Genomic DNA, 16,885 nt, shown 5'->3' with positions numbered 1-16,885 from the left:
ATTTACGCTTCAAAATACTTTTGCTGTGTTACCAAGGGGAATTGTGAATGGAAGAAAATGTTTACCAGCTTCAGTACGCCCTGGATACCTTCTACTTTCTGGTGTGCGGTGCTCTGGTGATGTGGATGGCGGCGGGTTTTGCCATGCTCGAATCCGGTTTGGTGCGGACCAAAAATACCACTGAAATCCTGACCAAGAACGTTGTGCTCTATGCGACTGCCAGTACCATGTACCTGATTTGCGGCTACGCAATTATGTACGGCCAAAGCTTTTTCCTTAGCGGTATTGGCAGTGTCGATGTTCCAGAGACCCTGAAAAATTTTGCGGCGCGCGAAGACGGGTTTGGTGGCAGTGCCATCTATTCATCGTCCTCCGACTTTTTCTTCCAGGTGGTGTTTGCAGCTACCTGTATGTCGATTGTGTCGGGTGCGGTCGCTGAGCGTATGAAGCTCTGGGCGTTTCTGCTGTTCTCTCTGGTGATGATTGGCTTTATCTACCCCATGGAAGGCTCATGGGTCTGGGGAGCTTCCGGTGTATTTGGTTTGAATCTGGATGATCAATTCGGCTTCAAAGATTTCGCCGGCTCTGGTGTCGTGCATTTGGCGGGGGCATCGGCGGCATTGGCCGGCGTAATCCTGCTGGGGGCGCGCAAAGGCAAGTATGGTCCCAATGGCGAAATCCATGCAATCACTGGTGCGAACCTGCCGTTGGCAACCCTGGGGGCGCTAATTCTCTGGTTCGGCTGGTTTGGCTTTAATGGCGGGTCAGTGTTGAAATTAGGCGATATCGCCAGTGCCAATACAGTTGCCTTGGTATTTCTCAATACTAATGCGGCCGCTGCCGGTGGTTTGCTCGGTGCTTTAGTAGTAGCGCGCTTCCTGTTTGGTAAAGCCGATCTCACCATGATTCTCAATGGCGCATTGGCTGGGCTGGTGGCGATTACTGCGAGCCCGGATACACCCGGGGCGGTAGGCGCAGTGGTTATTGGCGCAGTGGCCGGCGTGCTGGTGGTGTTCGCAATTTTGGGGCTGGACAAGCTGCGCATTGATGACCCTGTAGGTGCAATTTCGGTGCACGGCGCTGCCGGTTTCTACGGTTTGATGGTGGTTCCTTTTACCGCGGAGGGCACCAGTTTTCTGGGGCAACTGGTTGGTGCCCTGGTGATTTTCGGATGGGTGTTTGTGATCAGCTTTATCGTTTGGTTTGTGATCAAACTGGTAATGGGGATTCGCGTGTCCGAAGAGGAAGAATTTGAAGGACTGGATTTGGCTGAATGCGGTATGGAAGCCTATCCTGAATTTACCAACAAGTAATTGTTAGACGAAAACTGGCCAGCGTTTGCTGCTTGCAAGCCTTGGTCTCCCTAAACCAATTTATTACAAAGTTGTTGTTGATGGGCGAAACTTGGGTGTATCTTTAACGCCAAGTTGCTGGATTCAAGTTGTGCCTTTGGCTAGCGAGATTCTCCAGCGTCGCCTCCTTAAGACTCCAGCAAAGGATTTAATAATGAAACTGATTACTGCCGTTGTAAAACCGTTCAAACTCGATGATGTGCGCACTGCATTGTCAGACGTAGGTGTTCAAGGTATGACCGTGACTGAAGTAAAAGGCTTTGGTCGTCAAAAAGGTCACACTGAACTTTATCGCGGTGCTGAATACGTTGTTGATTTTCTGCCGAAAGTAAAAATTGAATTGGCTGTTGACGATTCAATGGTTGAGCAAGCCGTAGAAGCGATTACCAAAGCGGCGCAAACCGGTAAAATCGGCGATGGTAAAATCTTCATCGCACCACTGGATGAAATTATCCGTATTCGCACCGGCGAAACCGGCTCTGACGCGGTGTAATTTGTCACGCATTTGAGTTGTGTTACCGCTATGAAAAAACGCCACCCGGAGTGGCGTTTTTTTATGGTAAAAACTTTTTCAAGCTGGTGCGTATTTGCTTGATTACGCGCTGCTGCTGGATCACTAAGTAAGCAGGGAAAGCAATTATCATCAGCATAATAGCGCTGGTTTGCTGCGAAATACCGAGTGCAGGGCGAATGACCAGCACAAATAAAAAACAGAGCGATGTCATCAATAGCGCGGCGATAAAGTTGCTGCGCCAATTGCGCATTTTATTGTCAGAAGAAAATGCATCCTGATGGGCACGGGTCAACAGATGCTGCTGCTCGTCCACCGGTAGGTGGGCAAGCTCGGGGAAATGACGAATCAGTTTTTTAAAGTTCATAGCGACTGCGCGATGTTGTTTTTTTGGGGGGCTCCCCGAGTGTTACTCAATGTGTTACGGAGAACATGTGTCGGTGTTGTTACTTTTATAGCCACTCAAATCGGACGCTAGACTTGGTCATACTTAATAACTAAAATCCGCCGCATTGGCGACCGGTAAGGCAAAAAAAGCCTAAAAAAGCATCATGAATCATCATGACGTTTAAAAGAGTCTGCGCTATAAATTAGCCGGAGCATCCGGTTAGAGGCACATAGCTTGCTGGAGCCAAGAATAAAAGAATTTCATTGTACAAGTTTTCAGGTGACATTATGACTGATGAAGACCCCATTAACGACGAAGAATTAGAAGATACTGGCGTAGAAGGGGAAGAGGAGGACGCAGAGGATGATCTGGAAGCATCGGGCGATAGCGACGATGCGAGCTATTCCGGCGGTTCATCATCATCCAGTAAGGCGGCAGAATCTGAAGCGCTGGAAGATTTCAGTATTGCATCGCGTCAAAAAGTGCGCGATGAAATTGAAGATCAGGTAGCGGCGTTCCTGGCGCGCGGTGGCAAAATTAATGAGGTTGCGCCCAACGTGACCGCTGATCCACCGAAAAAGCCAACACCGGATTACGGTGGCCGTCCAATCTAGTCACTAGGGTGTGTTTTCACATCGCACAAGCCTCGCTGTTTGGCGGGGCTTTTTTATGGGCAAGTTAATTGCATACAAAAATTGGCCGAGACTGCCAAACAAGCAGTAATTTTGGTTTTATTTTCAAGTAATTCCATTATATTAGCGCTGAAAAATATGGGCGGGCTTCTGGGCGCGCTTGCAGGTTTATTTTCAGCTATCGGGCAAGTCCAGACTCAGAGTTCGCCAGTGCAGTGCCGCTATATCCCAGGCACAGCTGCTATTGAGTGTGCACATCTGTTCCCTTTCAATAATTCACCCAAGATTAAAGGAACCAACGAATGTTAGTTAGTTTTGTTGTGCTCTATTTGCTCATTTCAATCGGGATCGGGGTGTATGCCGCGACCAAGGTACATAACGCTAAAGACTATGTGACTGCAGGCAGGCAGCTCCCAATGGGTGTTGTTATCGCCATGGTGTTTGCAACCTGGTTCGGAGCGGAAACTGTACTGGGCATTCCCGGCACATTTGTTGAGGAAAACCTCGGCGGCCTGATTTCAGATCCCTTTGGTGCCTCATTTTGTTTAATGTTTTTCGCGCTGATTTTTGCGCGTCCGCTCTATCGCAAAAACTTGTTGACGCTCGGTGACTTTTACCGTGAAAAATACAGCAAGCCGGTGGAGATAGCGGTGTCTATCGCGATTGCGTTGTCCTACCTGGGGTGGGTATCCGCGCAAATTACGGCTTTGGGTTTGGTCTTTAATGTATTGACCGACGGTACCATCAGTATGGAAGTTGGGATTTTAATTGGCGCCGGTGTAGTGATGGCTTACACCCTCGTGGGTGGTATGTGGTCCGTTGCCATGACGACGGTGGTGCAAATGACGGTGATAGTTATTGGCTTGCTGTGGATTTGCTTCCTGGTGTCAGATCAAACCGGCGGCGTTGCGCCGGTAGTTAAGCATGCCTATGACGCGGGCAAATTCGAATTCTGGCCGTCGCTTGAGTGGACAGCAGTGATTACATTTATTGCGGGTTTCCTGACCATGGGGTTTGGCTCAATTCCGCAGCAGGACGTATTCCAGCGTGTGAATTCTTCCAAAAATGAAACCATTGCGGTTTGGGGAACATTTCTGGGTGGTTGTGCCTATTTCGTGTTCGCTGCAATTCCGCTTTATCTCGCCTATTCGGCGTTTATGATCGACCCGGAGTTGGCGGCGAGAGTTAGCGAACAAGATTCACAACTGGTGTTGCCGACGTTCGTGCTGGAACACATGCCCGTGTACGCCCAGATTATTTTCTTTGGCGCACTCTTGTCAGTGATTATGAGTACAGCGAGCGGCACCTTGTTGGCTCCATCCGTAACCTTGTCGGAAAACGTGATTAAAGAGTTGCTGCCCAATGGCAAAACGATGACCGACAAACAATTCCTGTTGATGATGCGCATTGTGGTCGCGTCTTTCTCGGTATTGGTTGCGCTCTATGCGCTCTATTCACTCCAGGAAGAAACGTCGATTCACACCATGGTGGCCAATGCTTACAAGGTAACGCTGGTGGTGGCACTGGTGCCCTTGTTTGCGGGGCTCTATTGGAAAAAGGCGAGCAACTTTGGTGCAAGCTGCTCCATTATTGCCGGCTTGTTGGTATGGATTCCACTGGAATTCATTGCGCCCGAAGCCGCGTTGCCACCGCACTTTGCCGGATTTATTGTGGCTGCTGTGGTGATGGTTGTAGCCAGCCTCATTAAACCTGCACCACAAACTGTTTAAGTAATTTCTGGCCCAAGGATTGGGCTAATCCTCCTTAAGCTGATGCTTTGATTGGCGAAAAGTACAGCGCAGTTCAATCTCTCCGTGTGCAAATAAACCTTGGTGTCCCTTTTTGGGGAGTGCAGATGCTATGATTCGCATCCTGATTAACTCCCATGTGCCAGACCCCATGTCGACTCCTGCCCGCCTGCGTATAGCAACCCGTAAAAGTCTCCTTGCCCTTTGGCAAGCGGAATATGTCAAAGCCGAATTGGAAAAACACCATCCGGGTATATTGGTGGAGCTGGTGCCGCTCACCAGTCGCGGCGACAAAATTCTCGATGTCCCCCTGGCCAAGGTTGGTGGGAAAGGCCTATTTGTGAAAGAACTCGAGCAAGCCTTGTTGGAAGGCGACGCCGATATAGCCGTGCATTCCATGAAAGATGTGCCGATGGAATTTCCGGCCGGTCTGGGGTTGTCGGTTATTTGCCCCCGTGAAGATGCGCGCGATGCATTTGTTTCCAATCGCTATAACTCGTTGGATGAAGTTCCCGCCGGTGCGGTGATAGGAACCTCGAGCTTGCGCCGTCAATGCCAACTGCTCGCCAGCCGCCCGGACTTACAGGTGAAATTCCTGCGTGGCAATGTGCAAACGCGCCTGCAAAAACTCGATGACGGTGAATACGATGCGATTATCCTCGCCGCCGCCGGATTAATTCGCCTGGAATTAAAAGAGCGCATTCGCGCTTATATTGCCCCCGAACAAAGTCTACCCGCGGGTGGCCAGGGTGCGGTGGGTATTGAATGCCGCGTGGATGATGCGGCGACCATCGCCTTAATTAAGCCGCTGCATCACAGCACCACCGCCGAGCAGGTTCTGGCCGAGCGCGCTATGAACCGCCGTTTGCAGGGTGGCTGTCAGGTACCTATTGCCTGCTATGCTATTCATCGCGACAACCAATTGTGGTTGCGCGGCCTGGTAGGTGCGCCTGATGGCAGCGAGATGCTGTTTGATGAAATTACCGGCTCGGTTGCCGACGCCGAAAAAATCGGTATTGAATTGGCGGATCGCTTGCTCGCAGCAGGCGCCGACAAAATTCTCGCCGAGGTTTACGCAAGCGCGGAATAAATGATGGCGGCAGCAAGCGATTATTGTGTGGTCATCACCCGCCCGCAAGCCCAGGCCAAACAATGGGCCGGGTTGTTGGCGGCAGAAGGCTTTCATACATCAGCGTTGAATGTGTTGGCGATAGTGCCGGTAAGCAGCGAAGAAAAAATTCGCGCGATCAAAAATAAAATTCTGGATTTTGATCTCTACCAGAAAGCCATTTTTGTCAGCCAGAATGCGGTCGATTTTGGTATGCAATGGCTGGAGGATTACTGGCCGCAGTTGCCGATGGGAATTGATTTTTTTGCTGTAGGTGCAACCACCGCAAAAAAACTGTCTGAGTACGGAGTATCAGTTAGCGACCTCGCCGTGAGTGGCAATGGTGGTATGACTAGCGAGGATTTACTGTGCGCGCCAGGGTTACAGCAAGTGGATGGCGAAAAAATTATTATTTTTCGCGGTTGCGGCGGGCGCGGCCATATGGCGGACGTCTTGCGTCAGCGCGGTGCCTGGGTGGAATACTGCGAGTTGTATGAGCGCGAGCTGCCCGCTGACGCCGCGATTGAGTTGGCAGAGTTAGTGCAGCAAATAAACCTCGCAGAGCGCCAGTATTTACTCAGTGTCCACAGCGGAGAAAGCCTGGAGAATTTATTGCAGGTGTTACAAAAGCTTGCACCTGAGGTTAACGCAATGTTGTTAAATTTGCCGTTGCTGGTGCCCAGTCAACGTATAGCAACCCAAGCAGAAGCTGCAGGTTTCGCGCGCGTTATTTGCGCTGATAATGCTACCGATGCCGCTATGACCCAAGCGTTAAAAAGTTATCTAGCTTCTCATTAATGTTTTGCAAGCCGAAAACTAAGTTTAACGCTTGCCCTTAATAGGATTTTCAGTGTGACAGAGCAACAATCAACCCCGGTATCCAATCCTGCCAACGCCGCGCCGCAATATGTTGCCGCGGTGCAGCTTCCTCCAGCAAAAACCTACGGCGCCGCCTTTTTTCTGGTGTGGCTGTTTATTGTATTGTTGGTAGCGGGGTTGTGTTTTGGTGGGATTTTTATGTTGCGCCAATTGGATAGCCAACAGCAAACCATTAGCAGTTTGCGTGAACAGCTGGAGCAAACCAGCCTTACGCTGGAAACCAAACAACAAGTGTTGGAAGACGATGTTGAAAAAGATTTGGTTGAACAGCAACAGGAAGTTCAAACGAGTTTGAATGATTTGGCTGAGCAGCTGGATAACAATAATGCGCGTTTGTTATCGCTGTCCAGTGTGAATCGCGATGAATGGAAATTGCAGGAAGCCCAGTATCTATTGCGGCTCGCCGATCAACGTATATTGCTGGAAAAAGATAGCCAGAATGCGTTGGCCCTAGCGATTTCTGCTGACGATGTGTTGCGCGATATAGATCAGGCGGATTTGGTAGGCGTACGCAAACTCCTGGCGGAAGAAGTTGCGGTATTAAAACTCGCCGGCGTCATTGATCGCGAGGGAATTTATTTGCGGCTTTCCGCGCTCTCCACGCAGGTCGATGCTATTCCATTTATTGAGCCGCTCGGCCAGGAACAAAGCCTGTTGCAAGAGGAAGAAATTCCCGCCGATGAAACCCTGAAGCAAAAAATTACGCGCAACTTTTATGCATTGCTGCATAAGCTGGGTTCCTATGTCCGCGTGCGTGACCACGGTAAAACGATCAATGCCGTACTTCCGCCGGATGAACAAAAATTTCTGCAACAAAATTTGCGCTTGATGTTGGAGCAAGCGCAAGTGGCGTTGTTGCGTAATGAAAAAGGTATCTATCAGGAAAGCTTGGTGAAGGCACAAAACTGGATTAACCAGTATTACAACCTCAACGAAAAAGCCAAAGCCGTGTTAGAAGAGTTGCAGTCGCTGCAGCAAGAAAATATAGCGCCGGATTTAACCAACTTCAGTAACAGCTCTGCGGCACTGGCCGAATTTATGGAGAAGCGTGAAAAAATGGCGGCTGCCCGTCGCGGGGTGCGCCCATGAGACGTCGTTTGCTAAAAGCTATTTTCTTTTTTCTGGTAGTCGCGCTGGTTATATTTCTGCTGGTGCGCGGCGATGGTTATATGTTGATTGCCTACGGCACCAAAACCATAGAGATGACGCTTTGGGTGGCAGCCATCGTGATTGCTATGCTCCTCGGCGGGGTCTGGTTGTTGCGTCAGTTGATGCTCGGTGGCGTGGAAATGGCGCGCCGATTCCGTGAAATATTTTTATTTGGCTCGGTGGAGCGTGCCCAAAAACGCGCCGCTAATGGCATGGTGGATTACCTCACCGGCGACTGGTTTGAGGCGCGCAAAAAATTAATGCGTACGCTCGATAAAGTTGAATACCCCTTGGCTAATTATATTGCCGCCGCGCGCAGCAGTTTTGAAATGGGCGATGAACAGGAAGCGGAAAAAATTCTGGAAAAAGCGCTAACCCTGTCCAACAGTGAATTGCCGGTTGCACTGACACGTGCGCGCTTGCATGTGCAGGCGGAGCGCTACGAGGACGCAATTAATATCCTCAAACCGATCGACATTAAAATGCCGCGCCAGCCAGCGGTATTGGATTTGATGCACCACATTTATATCGCACAGAAAAATTGGCGTGCATTGGAAGATCTATTTCCGGTTATGCGTAAAGCCAAGGTGTTATCCAACGTGGAGTTTGACGAGCTGGAAGTGATGCTTGCCTGCGAAAAAATCCACGTGCAATCCGCGCAAACCAAAGCTTTATTAATTGCCGAGCGCTTGCCAACGTTGCAAAAGTTATGGAAATCCTTGTCGCGCAGTCTGCAAAGAAATTCACGAGTTATTATGGCCTATGCACTTGCCCTGTCGGAAAACTACCAGGATCAGGAAGCGGAAGTTATGGTGCGCAAAGCACTGGGTAATGAATGGTTTGATCCACTCGTTTCGCTCTATGGTCGCTTGCAGGTTAAAGAAATTCACGCGCAAATTCGCACGGTGGAATCCTGGCTGAAAAACAAGCCGCAAGATGCAACGCTGCTCCTCACTATGGGGCGCTTGATGGAGCGCAATCAGCAGTGGGAGCTCGCACGCGAATATTTTCAGCGCAGTCTGAACCAAAAGCAGCAGCTCGAAACCGTGGCGGAGCTGGCACGCTTAATGACCAAGCTGGGTGATCATAAAAAGAGTGCCGAGTACTATCAGCAAAGTTTATTGCTGGTTGGTCATCAGCCCTGATTCTTCACAATGCAGCGGACGCATTTTCTCTCGCGGTTCATAGCGCCATTCGTGCGGCTTTCCAAAAAAGTGTGGTGTTGGTTTTTTGCATTAAACCTGCACCGCAAATTACTCCTGCTCGGTTTCCTCTTCTGCGCCGTATTTGTTGGATGCCTGCAATGGCGTCCGTTACCTGCCAGCCTGAATCAACAACAGTATGCGTCCATTTTATTGGCGCGCGATGGCAGTTTGCTCGGTGCCTCAATCGCCCCAGATCAACAGTGGCGCTTTGCACCGGTAGAGCAGCTGCCAGAAAAGTATTTACAATCGCTGCTGCTATTTGAAGATCAACACTTTTATCGTCACCCGGGAATTAATCCTCTGGCTATTGCGCGTGCGTTGAAAGGCAATATGGCGGCGGGTAAAGTTACCAGCGGCGGTAGCACTATCAGTATGCAGTTGGCGCGTTTGCTGCGGCAGCAGGAGTTACAGGCGAGCAAATTAAAATCGTCGCGCAATTTGCACAGTAAACTCGCAGAAGCGTTTTTAGCGCTACAACTGGAGTGGCATCTCAGTAAAAGTGACATTTTAATTCACTACGCGAGCCAGGCACCCTTCGGCGGTAATATTGTCGGGTTGCGCGCAGCGGCATGGCGTTACTTTGGTCGCTCGCCGGAATATTTATCCTGGGCGGAATCGGCCTTGCTCGCAGTATTGCCAAACAGCCCGGCATTAATTCACCCGGGGCGTCAACGCGATTTGCTGCAACAAAAACGTGATCGCCTGTTGCAGCGTTTGCATCAGCAGCAGTTATTATCGGATCTGGATTTGCAGCTCGCGTTGTTGGAGCCTTTGCCAGAGCGGCCACAAGTATTGCCGCAAATTGCCCCCCATTTATTGGCGACGCTAAAAAAACGCGCGCCAGAAAAAAACCTGTTTCATTCGACGCTGGATATGCCGCTGCAACAATTAGTAAACCAAATTGCACAGCGACACGGTGCGCGGCTTGCTAATGAGGGCGTCAATAATATTGCGCTGGTGTTAATTGATCACCAGAGTATGGAAACACTCGCCTATCTCGGTAATAAACCTTTTAATAAAAGTCATCGATTTGCGCCCGATGTAGATATAGTGCAGCGTCCGCGTTCTACCGGCAGCATTTTAAAGCCGCTACTTTATGGCTTGATGTTGCAGGAAGGGGAGCTGGCACCCACCAGTTTAATTCCCGATATTCCCACCCAAATTAATGGCTACAGTCCACGCAATTATGATCGCAATTTTCGCGGTGCGGTGCCGGCGCAATTTGCGTTGGCGCATTCATTAAATATTCCCGCTGTACGCATGCTGCGCGATTACGGTATAGGCCGCTTCCAGGAAAAATTGCAGGCCATGGGTATGAGTAGTTTATTTCGCCCGGCGGATGATTATGGTTTAACCCTGATTCTCGGCGGCGCCGAGGCAAGCTTGTGGGAGTTAACGTCAATTTATGCACGCCTTGCGGCAGCCGCCCGCGACGGTGATAAACCGCAACCTTTAGTGCAATGGTTGTTGCCTCAACCGGATGGAGAACAGAGAACTGAAAATAGTAAGCCGGTCATTAGACAGGGGGCAGCCTGGCTTACTCTGCACGCACTTATCGAAGTGGCGCGCCCAGGCAATGACAATTACTGGCGCGATTTCGCCGGTAGTCAAACCATCGCCTGGAAAACCGGCACAAGTTATGGCCTGCGCGACGCCTGGGCTATTGGCAGTAATGGTCGCTACACATTAGGCGTGTGGGTGGGTAATGCCGGCGGTGAACCGGCGACTTTTATTAGCGGACAAAGTAGCGCTGCGCCGATTTTGTTTGATGTTTTTGATGCATTGCCCAGCGTTAACTGGTTTGAAAAACCCTCGCACGCTTTAAAGACAATTTCGGTCTGTAAGGATGATGGCTATCTTGCTGGCGGACAATGTGACGCAACGGATATTGAAATTCCATCTATCAGTCACTACGAAAAAATTACTCCGCATCACCGGCGTATTTACCTGGATGCGCGACAACAATTTCGTGTTCACAATCAATGCGAAAGCGTAAGCAATATGAGTATTCGTGATTGGTTTGTGTTGCCGCCGGCGCAAGAATTTTATTGGCGGCATTATCATGGCAATTACCAGCCCTTGCCGCCCTGGCGCAAAGACTGTATCGCCGAATCCGCGCAACAGGATGATGATATTCCGCTCGAATTAATTTATCCGCAGCCCCGCAGTCGAATTTATATTCCGGTGGATTTGGAAGGCAAACGCAGCCGCGTAATCCTCAAAGCGGTGCATCGTGATCCCGCTGCGACCCTGTATTGGCATTTGGATGATGAATTTCTCGGTGAAACCAAAATATTCCACGAACGCGAAGCCTCACTCGAGCCAGGGTTGCATAAATTATTAGTGATGGATAAGCAAGGTTACAAAGTAGAGCGGCGTTTTAGGGTGATAGGTAAGTAATAGTTAAAAAAGGGAAATTCGTAATGCAAAAATCAGTAAATCCAATAGTTGCAATATTAATCATAAGTTTTTTCGCAAGTTTGTTGTACATGTATGTCTGGTCTGGACAGCAGCTACTAAAACTGAATACATTTGGCTTGGCGAAGGCGGTTGATGATGAAAAATTCGTTGTCCAGTACGGAAGCCAGCTGTTGTGGGTAAATAAGGATTTCACGATAAATCATGAGTTTTCATTGCGTAAGTTTGATCAAAAATTATTTACCGGAGATATTGATTTTTTTTCTAATGGTGATTTGCTGCTAGCTTTGGATCAGCCGACGAAAACACTAGCGCAGGAATTAGAGGTGCTAAATCGCGTTACTAATCGAGAGGCTGATGGAAGTGGTGCGCTTTACCGGTGCAAGCCTGAAACATTTCAATGCGACATGTTTGGAAGAGAGCTGCCAGCGATTAACCGAACCTTTCGCTTGTATATCGATAAGCAAGATCAAGTCTTTATCGCTGATACGACCCGCCACCAACTTTGGTTGCTCGATAAAGATGGAAAAATTATCGCAAATAAGACCGGTTTTCGGTTTCCGAATCAAATTGTGCCACAAGGGGAAAACTTGGTTGTGGCAGATACTAATCATCACGCATTAAAAATTATAAAAAGTGCGGCAAATGAATTTGCCAGCGAAATAGAATCTATTGTCATAGGCTTGGATTCTCCATTCGATTGGCTGAATAAAAAGCGAAAAAAATACTCATGGCCGGTAAATGTACTTTGGGTAAATAATACTTACTGGGTATTAGTTGCAGATAACAACCTATCGTATAGCCGATTGGCACTTTACAATATCGCCGGAAAATTTGAGCGCGAGTTGAAACTACCTGTTGATGCTGATCCTATATCTATGGTTGTTTTTGACAACAAAATTCTAATTGTCGATATGGCCCTGTATCGAATCCATCAATATTCTCAGAAAGGAATTTTTTTGGGGTCAGTTGCCATTGATGATGCAGCGGGCCTAATTGCCAAGGATCTGCAGGAGTCAACGAAGTGGAGAAACTTGCAGAATAATACCCTTATCGTTTTCGCACTGTTTGTTGTATTTGGATTTATTGCTGCGTTTGTAGACCTTTGGAGATCAAAACGAACTGTTACCGATATCTCGGTCCAGCGTCAACAGCAAGACGCATTAAAAGCGATAGGCTCAAAGGGAATATGGTTGGAAGTTGGTCGGTATCCCCGCTTAGCGGCAAAATTGATATTACCTTTATTGTTTTTGGTGGTGCTACTCTCTGTAGTTTTTATCGTTTCAAACTTGGAAGTACGAATTAAATTAATTCTTCCTCATTTTTTGATGCTTTTGGTTGTGTGGGTTTTCTCTGTTCCAATAGTTCAAATGGCTCGCTGGCGTTTGGGGATCTTTCAGGACCGGGTGGAATTAATAGACCACCGTCAAGAGCGCCATATACAAGCCTATAGTGATTTGCTATGGAATGACGCTGGTTTTAAAGTTGGTCAAATTGTTGTGCCTTTTCGCAAGCATGTGAAAAAAAGCCTTTTCCCTCAGCCGCAGACAACAGAGTTGCTTGTGCCTTTTTTCTCGTCGCAAAACAAAATTGGTAAATGGACTATGTTAAAGCATCAGTGGCATAGCCCGGAAAAATCGCTTAAAGCGCTAACCTTTTTAATTGTTACAAGCTCGGTGTTTATCTTGTTTAACTCATTGGTTTTAGGCGAGTAGCTATCAAGGCGCCTCGGTCGAAGTTCTCTATTCGCTTGCATTCTGGGTCGCTTTTTGGGTGGGCAATTAGCGGCCTTGGTGCCGCACTGGTACGCAAAGGATGGTGACGGACGATACTGATTACTGGGTAGTAAACTTTTCTCATCGCGCTTGCGTATTAATTTACTCAAGTGGAGGTAGAGCGATGAGTAATATACTGGTTATTGGTGGTACCAAGGGAATAGGTGCCGCGCTTGTGCGGCGATTGGTAAATCAGCATCAAGTATTTGTCTGGGCGCGCACGGCGACAGATATAGAGGGTGTCCAGGTAACTGTGAATAATCCTGTGGACTCGGTGCCGGATACCTCTGCCTTGCCCGAGGTGGTCGATGCAGTGGTCTACTGCCCCGGAAGTATTAATCTCAAACCCTTCGCGCGCTTGAGCGTAGAAGATTTTCTGCAGGATTTCTCAATTAATGTGGTAGGGGCAGTGCGCAGTTTGCAATTGCTGACGCCCCGACTGAAAAAATCGCCCCAGGCCAGTGTGGTGTTGTTTAGCAGTGTGGCTGCTACTTGCGGCATGCCGTATCACGCGAGTATTGCGGCGAGCAAGGCGGCGGTTGAGGGGCTTGTTCGCAGTTTGGCGGCGGAGTGGGCGCCGCACATTCGTATCAATGCAATAGCCCCTTCGTTAACGGCGACACCGCTTACGGAAAAACTGACGAACTCTCCGGAAAAGATTGAATCCGCCGCAAAACGCCATCCACTGCAACGTATTGGTGACGCGGATGAAATGGCCGCGCTGGCGGAATTTCTTATTTCTCCTTCGGCGGCCTTCATCACTGGTCAGATAGTCGCGGCGAATGGCGGGCTTGGGCAGTTAAGAATATGACTGCCCATGTTTGTGCGGTTTTCCTTAGATGCGTTTGAAGGGGACTTGCAGGCTGAGATAGGTGGCGCTGCGCCACACCCATTCCACCGGTCCATAGTAAAAACGTTTTACCCACCAATGCGCGAAAACAATTAATAACCCATAGAAAACAATACCAATTAACAGGCTATTGGTTTGCCCCAGGGTTAAATAGCCACCGTAACCGGCGGGGTAAAACAACGGAATTCCCACTACCGCTTGAACTAAATAAATGCTCAGGCTTACGCGACCACAAGGGGCCAATACATTTAACAATTTCCCCGTAGGGCGCCAGAGATAAAGCTGAATAAAAAGCAAAATCAATGTGGTCATAATGGCGGTGCTTAAATAAGACCCGGCAATTTGTTCCAAATACATTTTTGCCATACCTTTTTCTTGCAAAATATCCGCGGGTAATTGTTTGAGATAATTTTCTCCCCAGTAGAAGAGCGCCGTCGCCGCTACGGCAATCACCAAGGCGATTATCCGTGCTTTGGCAAAACGCTCAACTTGAGTGAAAAAGCCGATTCGTCCCAAGATCAAACCGGTGATAAATAAGCCCACCAATTGAATGCCGCGCCCGGACTCCACAAAAAAGAGCCACTTGGCTGTTAAACCATCCCAGCTGTTAATCGCGAAAAGTTCGCTGAAAGTGGCGTTGGCCAGTGCGCCGTAAACCTCGGGGAATACCGCCCAATGTGACGGCGCATCATTGGCACCGGGCCAGTTATTTAGCGCGGCATAAAACTGGTAGTAGAACGGCAATTGCAATAGGCAGAGTAGTGCTGCGACAAACAACCAGCGATTGCTGAGTTTCTGCACAAAGAGCAGGCTCAATCCGATAATACCCAATACCGATAAAATATCACCCAGGTAGAGCAGAGTGTGTATATAACCGATCATTAACAAAACGACTAATCGCCATGCAAAACGGTAACTAAAATCCACACCCTTTTTGGCTTGGTTATCCATAATGATAAAAAAACTCAAGCCAAACATCAGTGCAAAAATTGCATAGGCTTTGCCCGCAAATAAAAAGAAAATCGTGTTGTGTAAAAAGGTCGGGTCCTGGTTAATCCAGTACAACTCGAAATATTCCATAAAATGCACCAGGCAAATGCCCATGAGTGCAAAGCCGCGAATCGCGTCCACCAGTTCGATGCGCTGGGGTTTTGGCGGCAGGGAGGATGACTGCAAGGATGACATAAGATGCTCGTTAATTTGTTATTAATGATAAGTGCGCTGGCTAATGAAAAAGTCTAGCCGGCAGAGCAATTTTGTCTCCTTAAGATTTGTAAAATCGTTCGCTTGCGGGAATTGGTACTTCTCACTTTTGCTGCACTACAGGTGTGACGGGTGTCATTCCTCGCACTGCGTAAAGTGAAGCCTGCCTTACCAATTATTAACACTAAACGAGTTAGCAAAAAGCCTATAATGCGCGGTGCATTTTTTTACCGGAGTCGCCGTGGTTACCCCTCCTGAATTAATTTCCCTGAACGACAAGCGCGCTTTCTGGCGCGGTGTAATTTTGTTATCCCTCCCGGTTGCTGCCCAGATGCTGATGCAATCGCTGCTGGGCATGGCGGATGTGATCATGGTAGGCGGCTTGGGCGCGAGCGCTATTGCGGCCGTAGGGCTCGCGGCCAAGATTCACTTTTTATTGTTGGTATTGATGAGTGGCTTGGCCACCGGCTGCAGCATTCTGGTGGCGCAATACACAGGCGCAAAAGATTTTCCCAGTTGCCAGCGTTCATTGGCGGTCACTTTATTAGTGGGCACGCTAGTGATGTTGCCCTTCGTTTTCGCGTTTGGGTTTGGTGCAAATACCTGGGTGCAGTGGATTAACCCGGACCCGGTTGTGGTTAACCTTGCGGCGCAATATTTAATTATCACCGCACCGGCGCTGTTATTTACCCAGTGGATTGTGATCTACGAAGCGTCGCTGCGCGCACTTGGCAGCACCACTATGCCTCTGGTTGCCGGTGTGTGTGCAGCACTCGTTAATATTGCCGGTAATTACGCCTTGATCGGTGGAAACTGGGGTATGCCTGCGCTGGGTGTTGCCGGTGCGGCATGGGCCACACTGGGTTCACGTGCGCTGCAACTCATTATTGTCGTGGGTTGGATCTACGCAAAAAAACACGGTTTCGCATTGAATATTGCGCAGTTAAAAATGGGGTTGGATAAAACCCAAATTCAACGCTACCTCGCGTTCTCTCTGCCTCTGGTGGCCAACTATGCAATCTGGGCGGTGGGAAATTCTACCTATCATTTAGTTACCGGCTATGCGGGCACCGATGCGTTGGCGGTAATGGGTGTGATTGTTCCTATCGAAAGCGCCTTCTTTGCATTATTCGTTGGGCTGGCGAATGCCTCAGCGGTATTAATCGGACGCGAGCTGGGCGCGGGTAATAATGAAGTTGCCTGGTACCTGCATAAATTTTTTGATCGTATCACCTTTGCGCTGCTGATTTTATTTTGCTCCTCGCTCTGGTTTGCGCGCCCGCTCATGTTGAAAATCTTTGATCAACTGGACGCCGCCTCTACCGAATTATTGCTCAACACCCTCGGTGTATTTTGTTTGCTGGTCTCGGTCAAAGTCATCAACATGATGCGCATCATCGGCGTCCTCCGCGCCGGCGGCGACAACCGCTTCACCCTCATCACCGACACCATCGTCATGTGGTGCTTTGGAGTTCCCATTTATATCGCCGCCGTATTCCTCACCAAACTTTCATTTATCTATTTATACGCGCTCATGTTTTTGGAAGATGCGCTGAAATTTATTCCCGTCATTCGCAGGATTGCGAGCAGGAAGTGGATGAATAATTTAACGCGACATTGATGGTGATGGATTGAAGTTGCAACAATGTATTTATGTAGGTGGATTA

The 16,885-nt window shown here is 48.9% G+C and carries 14 protein-coding genes; 12 read left to right on the top strand and 2 right to left on the bottom strand.

What is annotated here, in order from left to right:
* Window positions 1-47 precede the first annotated feature (47 nt).
* On the top strand, window positions 48-1,313 hold the full coding sequence (locus D0C16_RS15330; RefSeq protein WP_151033161.1) for an ammonium transporter: 1,266 nt from the start codon (window positions 48-50) through the stop codon (window positions 1,311-1,313).
* Between the two features lie 193 nt (window positions 1,314-1,506).
* Window positions 1,507-1,845 (top strand): P-II family nitrogen regulator, encoded by a 339-nt coding sequence (locus D0C16_RS15325; RefSeq protein ID WP_007639554.1) that lies wholly within the window; start codon window positions 1,507-1,509, stop codon window positions 1,843-1,845.
* 61 nt (window positions 1,846-1,906) lie between these two features.
* Here the strand turns inward: D0C16_RS15325 and D0C16_RS15320 are convergent, their stop codons facing one another.
* The gene (locus D0C16_RS15320; protein ID WP_151033160.1) at window positions 1,907-2,230 is read right to left on the bottom strand and encodes a hypothetical protein; all 324 of its coding nucleotides are present in this window, start codon (window positions 2,228-2,230) and stop codon (window positions 1,907-1,909) included.
* A gap of 308 nt (window positions 2,231-2,538) precedes the next feature.
* On the opposite strand from D0C16_RS15320, the gene D0C16_RS15315 reads away from it, so the two are divergent.
* The 9 genes from D0C16_RS15315 to D0C16_RS15275 all read left to right on the top strand — a co-directional run bounded on the left by D0C16_RS15315 (window position 2,539) and on the right by D0C16_RS15275 (window position 13,976).
* The gene (locus D0C16_RS15315) at window positions 2,539-2,865 is read left to right on the top strand and encodes a hypothetical protein (RefSeq protein WP_191968503.1); all 327 of its coding nucleotides are present in this window, start codon (window positions 2,539-2,541) and stop codon (window positions 2,863-2,865) included.
* 320 nt (window positions 2,866-3,185) lie between these two features.
* Window positions 3,186-4,613: a sodium:solute symporter family protein gene (locus tag D0C16_RS15310; RefSeq protein WP_151033159.1), complete on the top strand. Its 1,428-nt coding sequence runs from the start codon at window positions 3,186-3,188 to the stop codon at window positions 4,611-4,613.
* 130 nt (window positions 4,614-4,743) lie between these two features.
* Complete coding sequence (hemC, locus tag D0C16_RS15305) at window positions 4,744-5,721, top strand: hydroxymethylbilane synthase (RefSeq protein WP_225318703.1); 978 nt, start codon at window positions 4,744-4,746, stop codon at window positions 5,719-5,721.
* Window positions 5,722-6,537 carry a uroporphyrinogen-III synthase gene (locus D0C16_RS15300; RefSeq protein ID WP_225318702.1) on the top strand — a complete coding sequence of 272 codons (816 nt, stop codon included), beginning with the start codon at window positions 5,722-5,724 and terminating at the stop codon, window positions 6,535-6,537.
* A 54-nt stretch (window positions 6,538-6,591) separates the two neighbouring features.
* On the top strand, window positions 6,592-7,707 hold the full coding sequence (locus tag D0C16_RS15295; protein ID WP_151033158.1) for a uroporphyrinogen-III C-methyltransferase: 1,116 nt from the start codon (window positions 6,592-6,594) through the stop codon (window positions 7,705-7,707).
* Window positions 7,704-8,912, top strand: coding sequence for a heme biosynthesis HemY N-terminal domain-containing protein (locus D0C16_RS15290; protein ID WP_151033157.1), 1,209 nt, complete (start codon window positions 7,704-7,706; stop codon window positions 8,910-8,912). The genes D0C16_RS15295 and D0C16_RS15290 overlap by 4 nt, the downstream gene beginning before the upstream one ends.
* Window positions 8,913-8,963: 51 nt before the next feature.
* Window positions 8,964-11,372, top strand: a complete 2,409-nt coding sequence (pbpC, locus tag D0C16_RS15285) for a penicillin-binding protein 1C (RefSeq protein ID WP_225318701.1) — start codon at window positions 8,964-8,966, stop codon at window positions 11,370-11,372.
* Between the two features lie 23 nt (window positions 11,373-11,395).
* Window positions 11,396-13,105, top strand: a complete 1,710-nt coding sequence (locus D0C16_RS15280; protein ID WP_151033155.1) for a hypothetical protein — start codon at window positions 11,396-11,398, stop codon at window positions 13,103-13,105.
* 184 nt (window positions 13,106-13,289) lie between these two features.
* Complete coding sequence (locus D0C16_RS15275) at window positions 13,290-13,976, top strand: SDR family NAD(P)-dependent oxidoreductase (RefSeq protein ID WP_151033154.1); 687 nt, start codon at window positions 13,290-13,292, stop codon at window positions 13,974-13,976.
* A gap of 24 nt (window positions 13,977-14,000) precedes the next feature.
* On the opposite strand, the gene D0C16_RS15270 is transcribed toward D0C16_RS15275, so the two are convergent.
* Complete coding sequence (locus tag D0C16_RS15270) at window positions 14,001-15,200, bottom strand: DUF418 domain-containing protein (RefSeq protein ID WP_151033153.1); 1,200 nt, start codon at window positions 15,198-15,200, stop codon at window positions 14,001-14,003.
* Between the two features lie 259 nt (window positions 15,201-15,459).
* Between D0C16_RS15270 and D0C16_RS15265 the strand changes: the two genes are divergently transcribed.
* Window positions 15,460-16,839, top strand: a complete 1,380-nt coding sequence (locus D0C16_RS15265) for an MATE family efflux transporter (RefSeq protein WP_151033152.1) — start codon at window positions 15,460-15,462, stop codon at window positions 16,837-16,839.
* The last annotated feature ends 46 nt before the right edge of the window (window positions 16,840-16,885 follow it).

It is taken from the genome of Cellvibrio sp. KY-GH-1 (genome assembly GCF_008806975.1).
Lineage (GTDB): Bacteria > Pseudomonadota > Gammaproteobacteria > Pseudomonadales > Cellvibrionaceae > Cellvibrio.
Note: the sequence above shows the minus strand (reverse complement) of the source record. Positions and strands in the feature narration are given on the sequence as shown.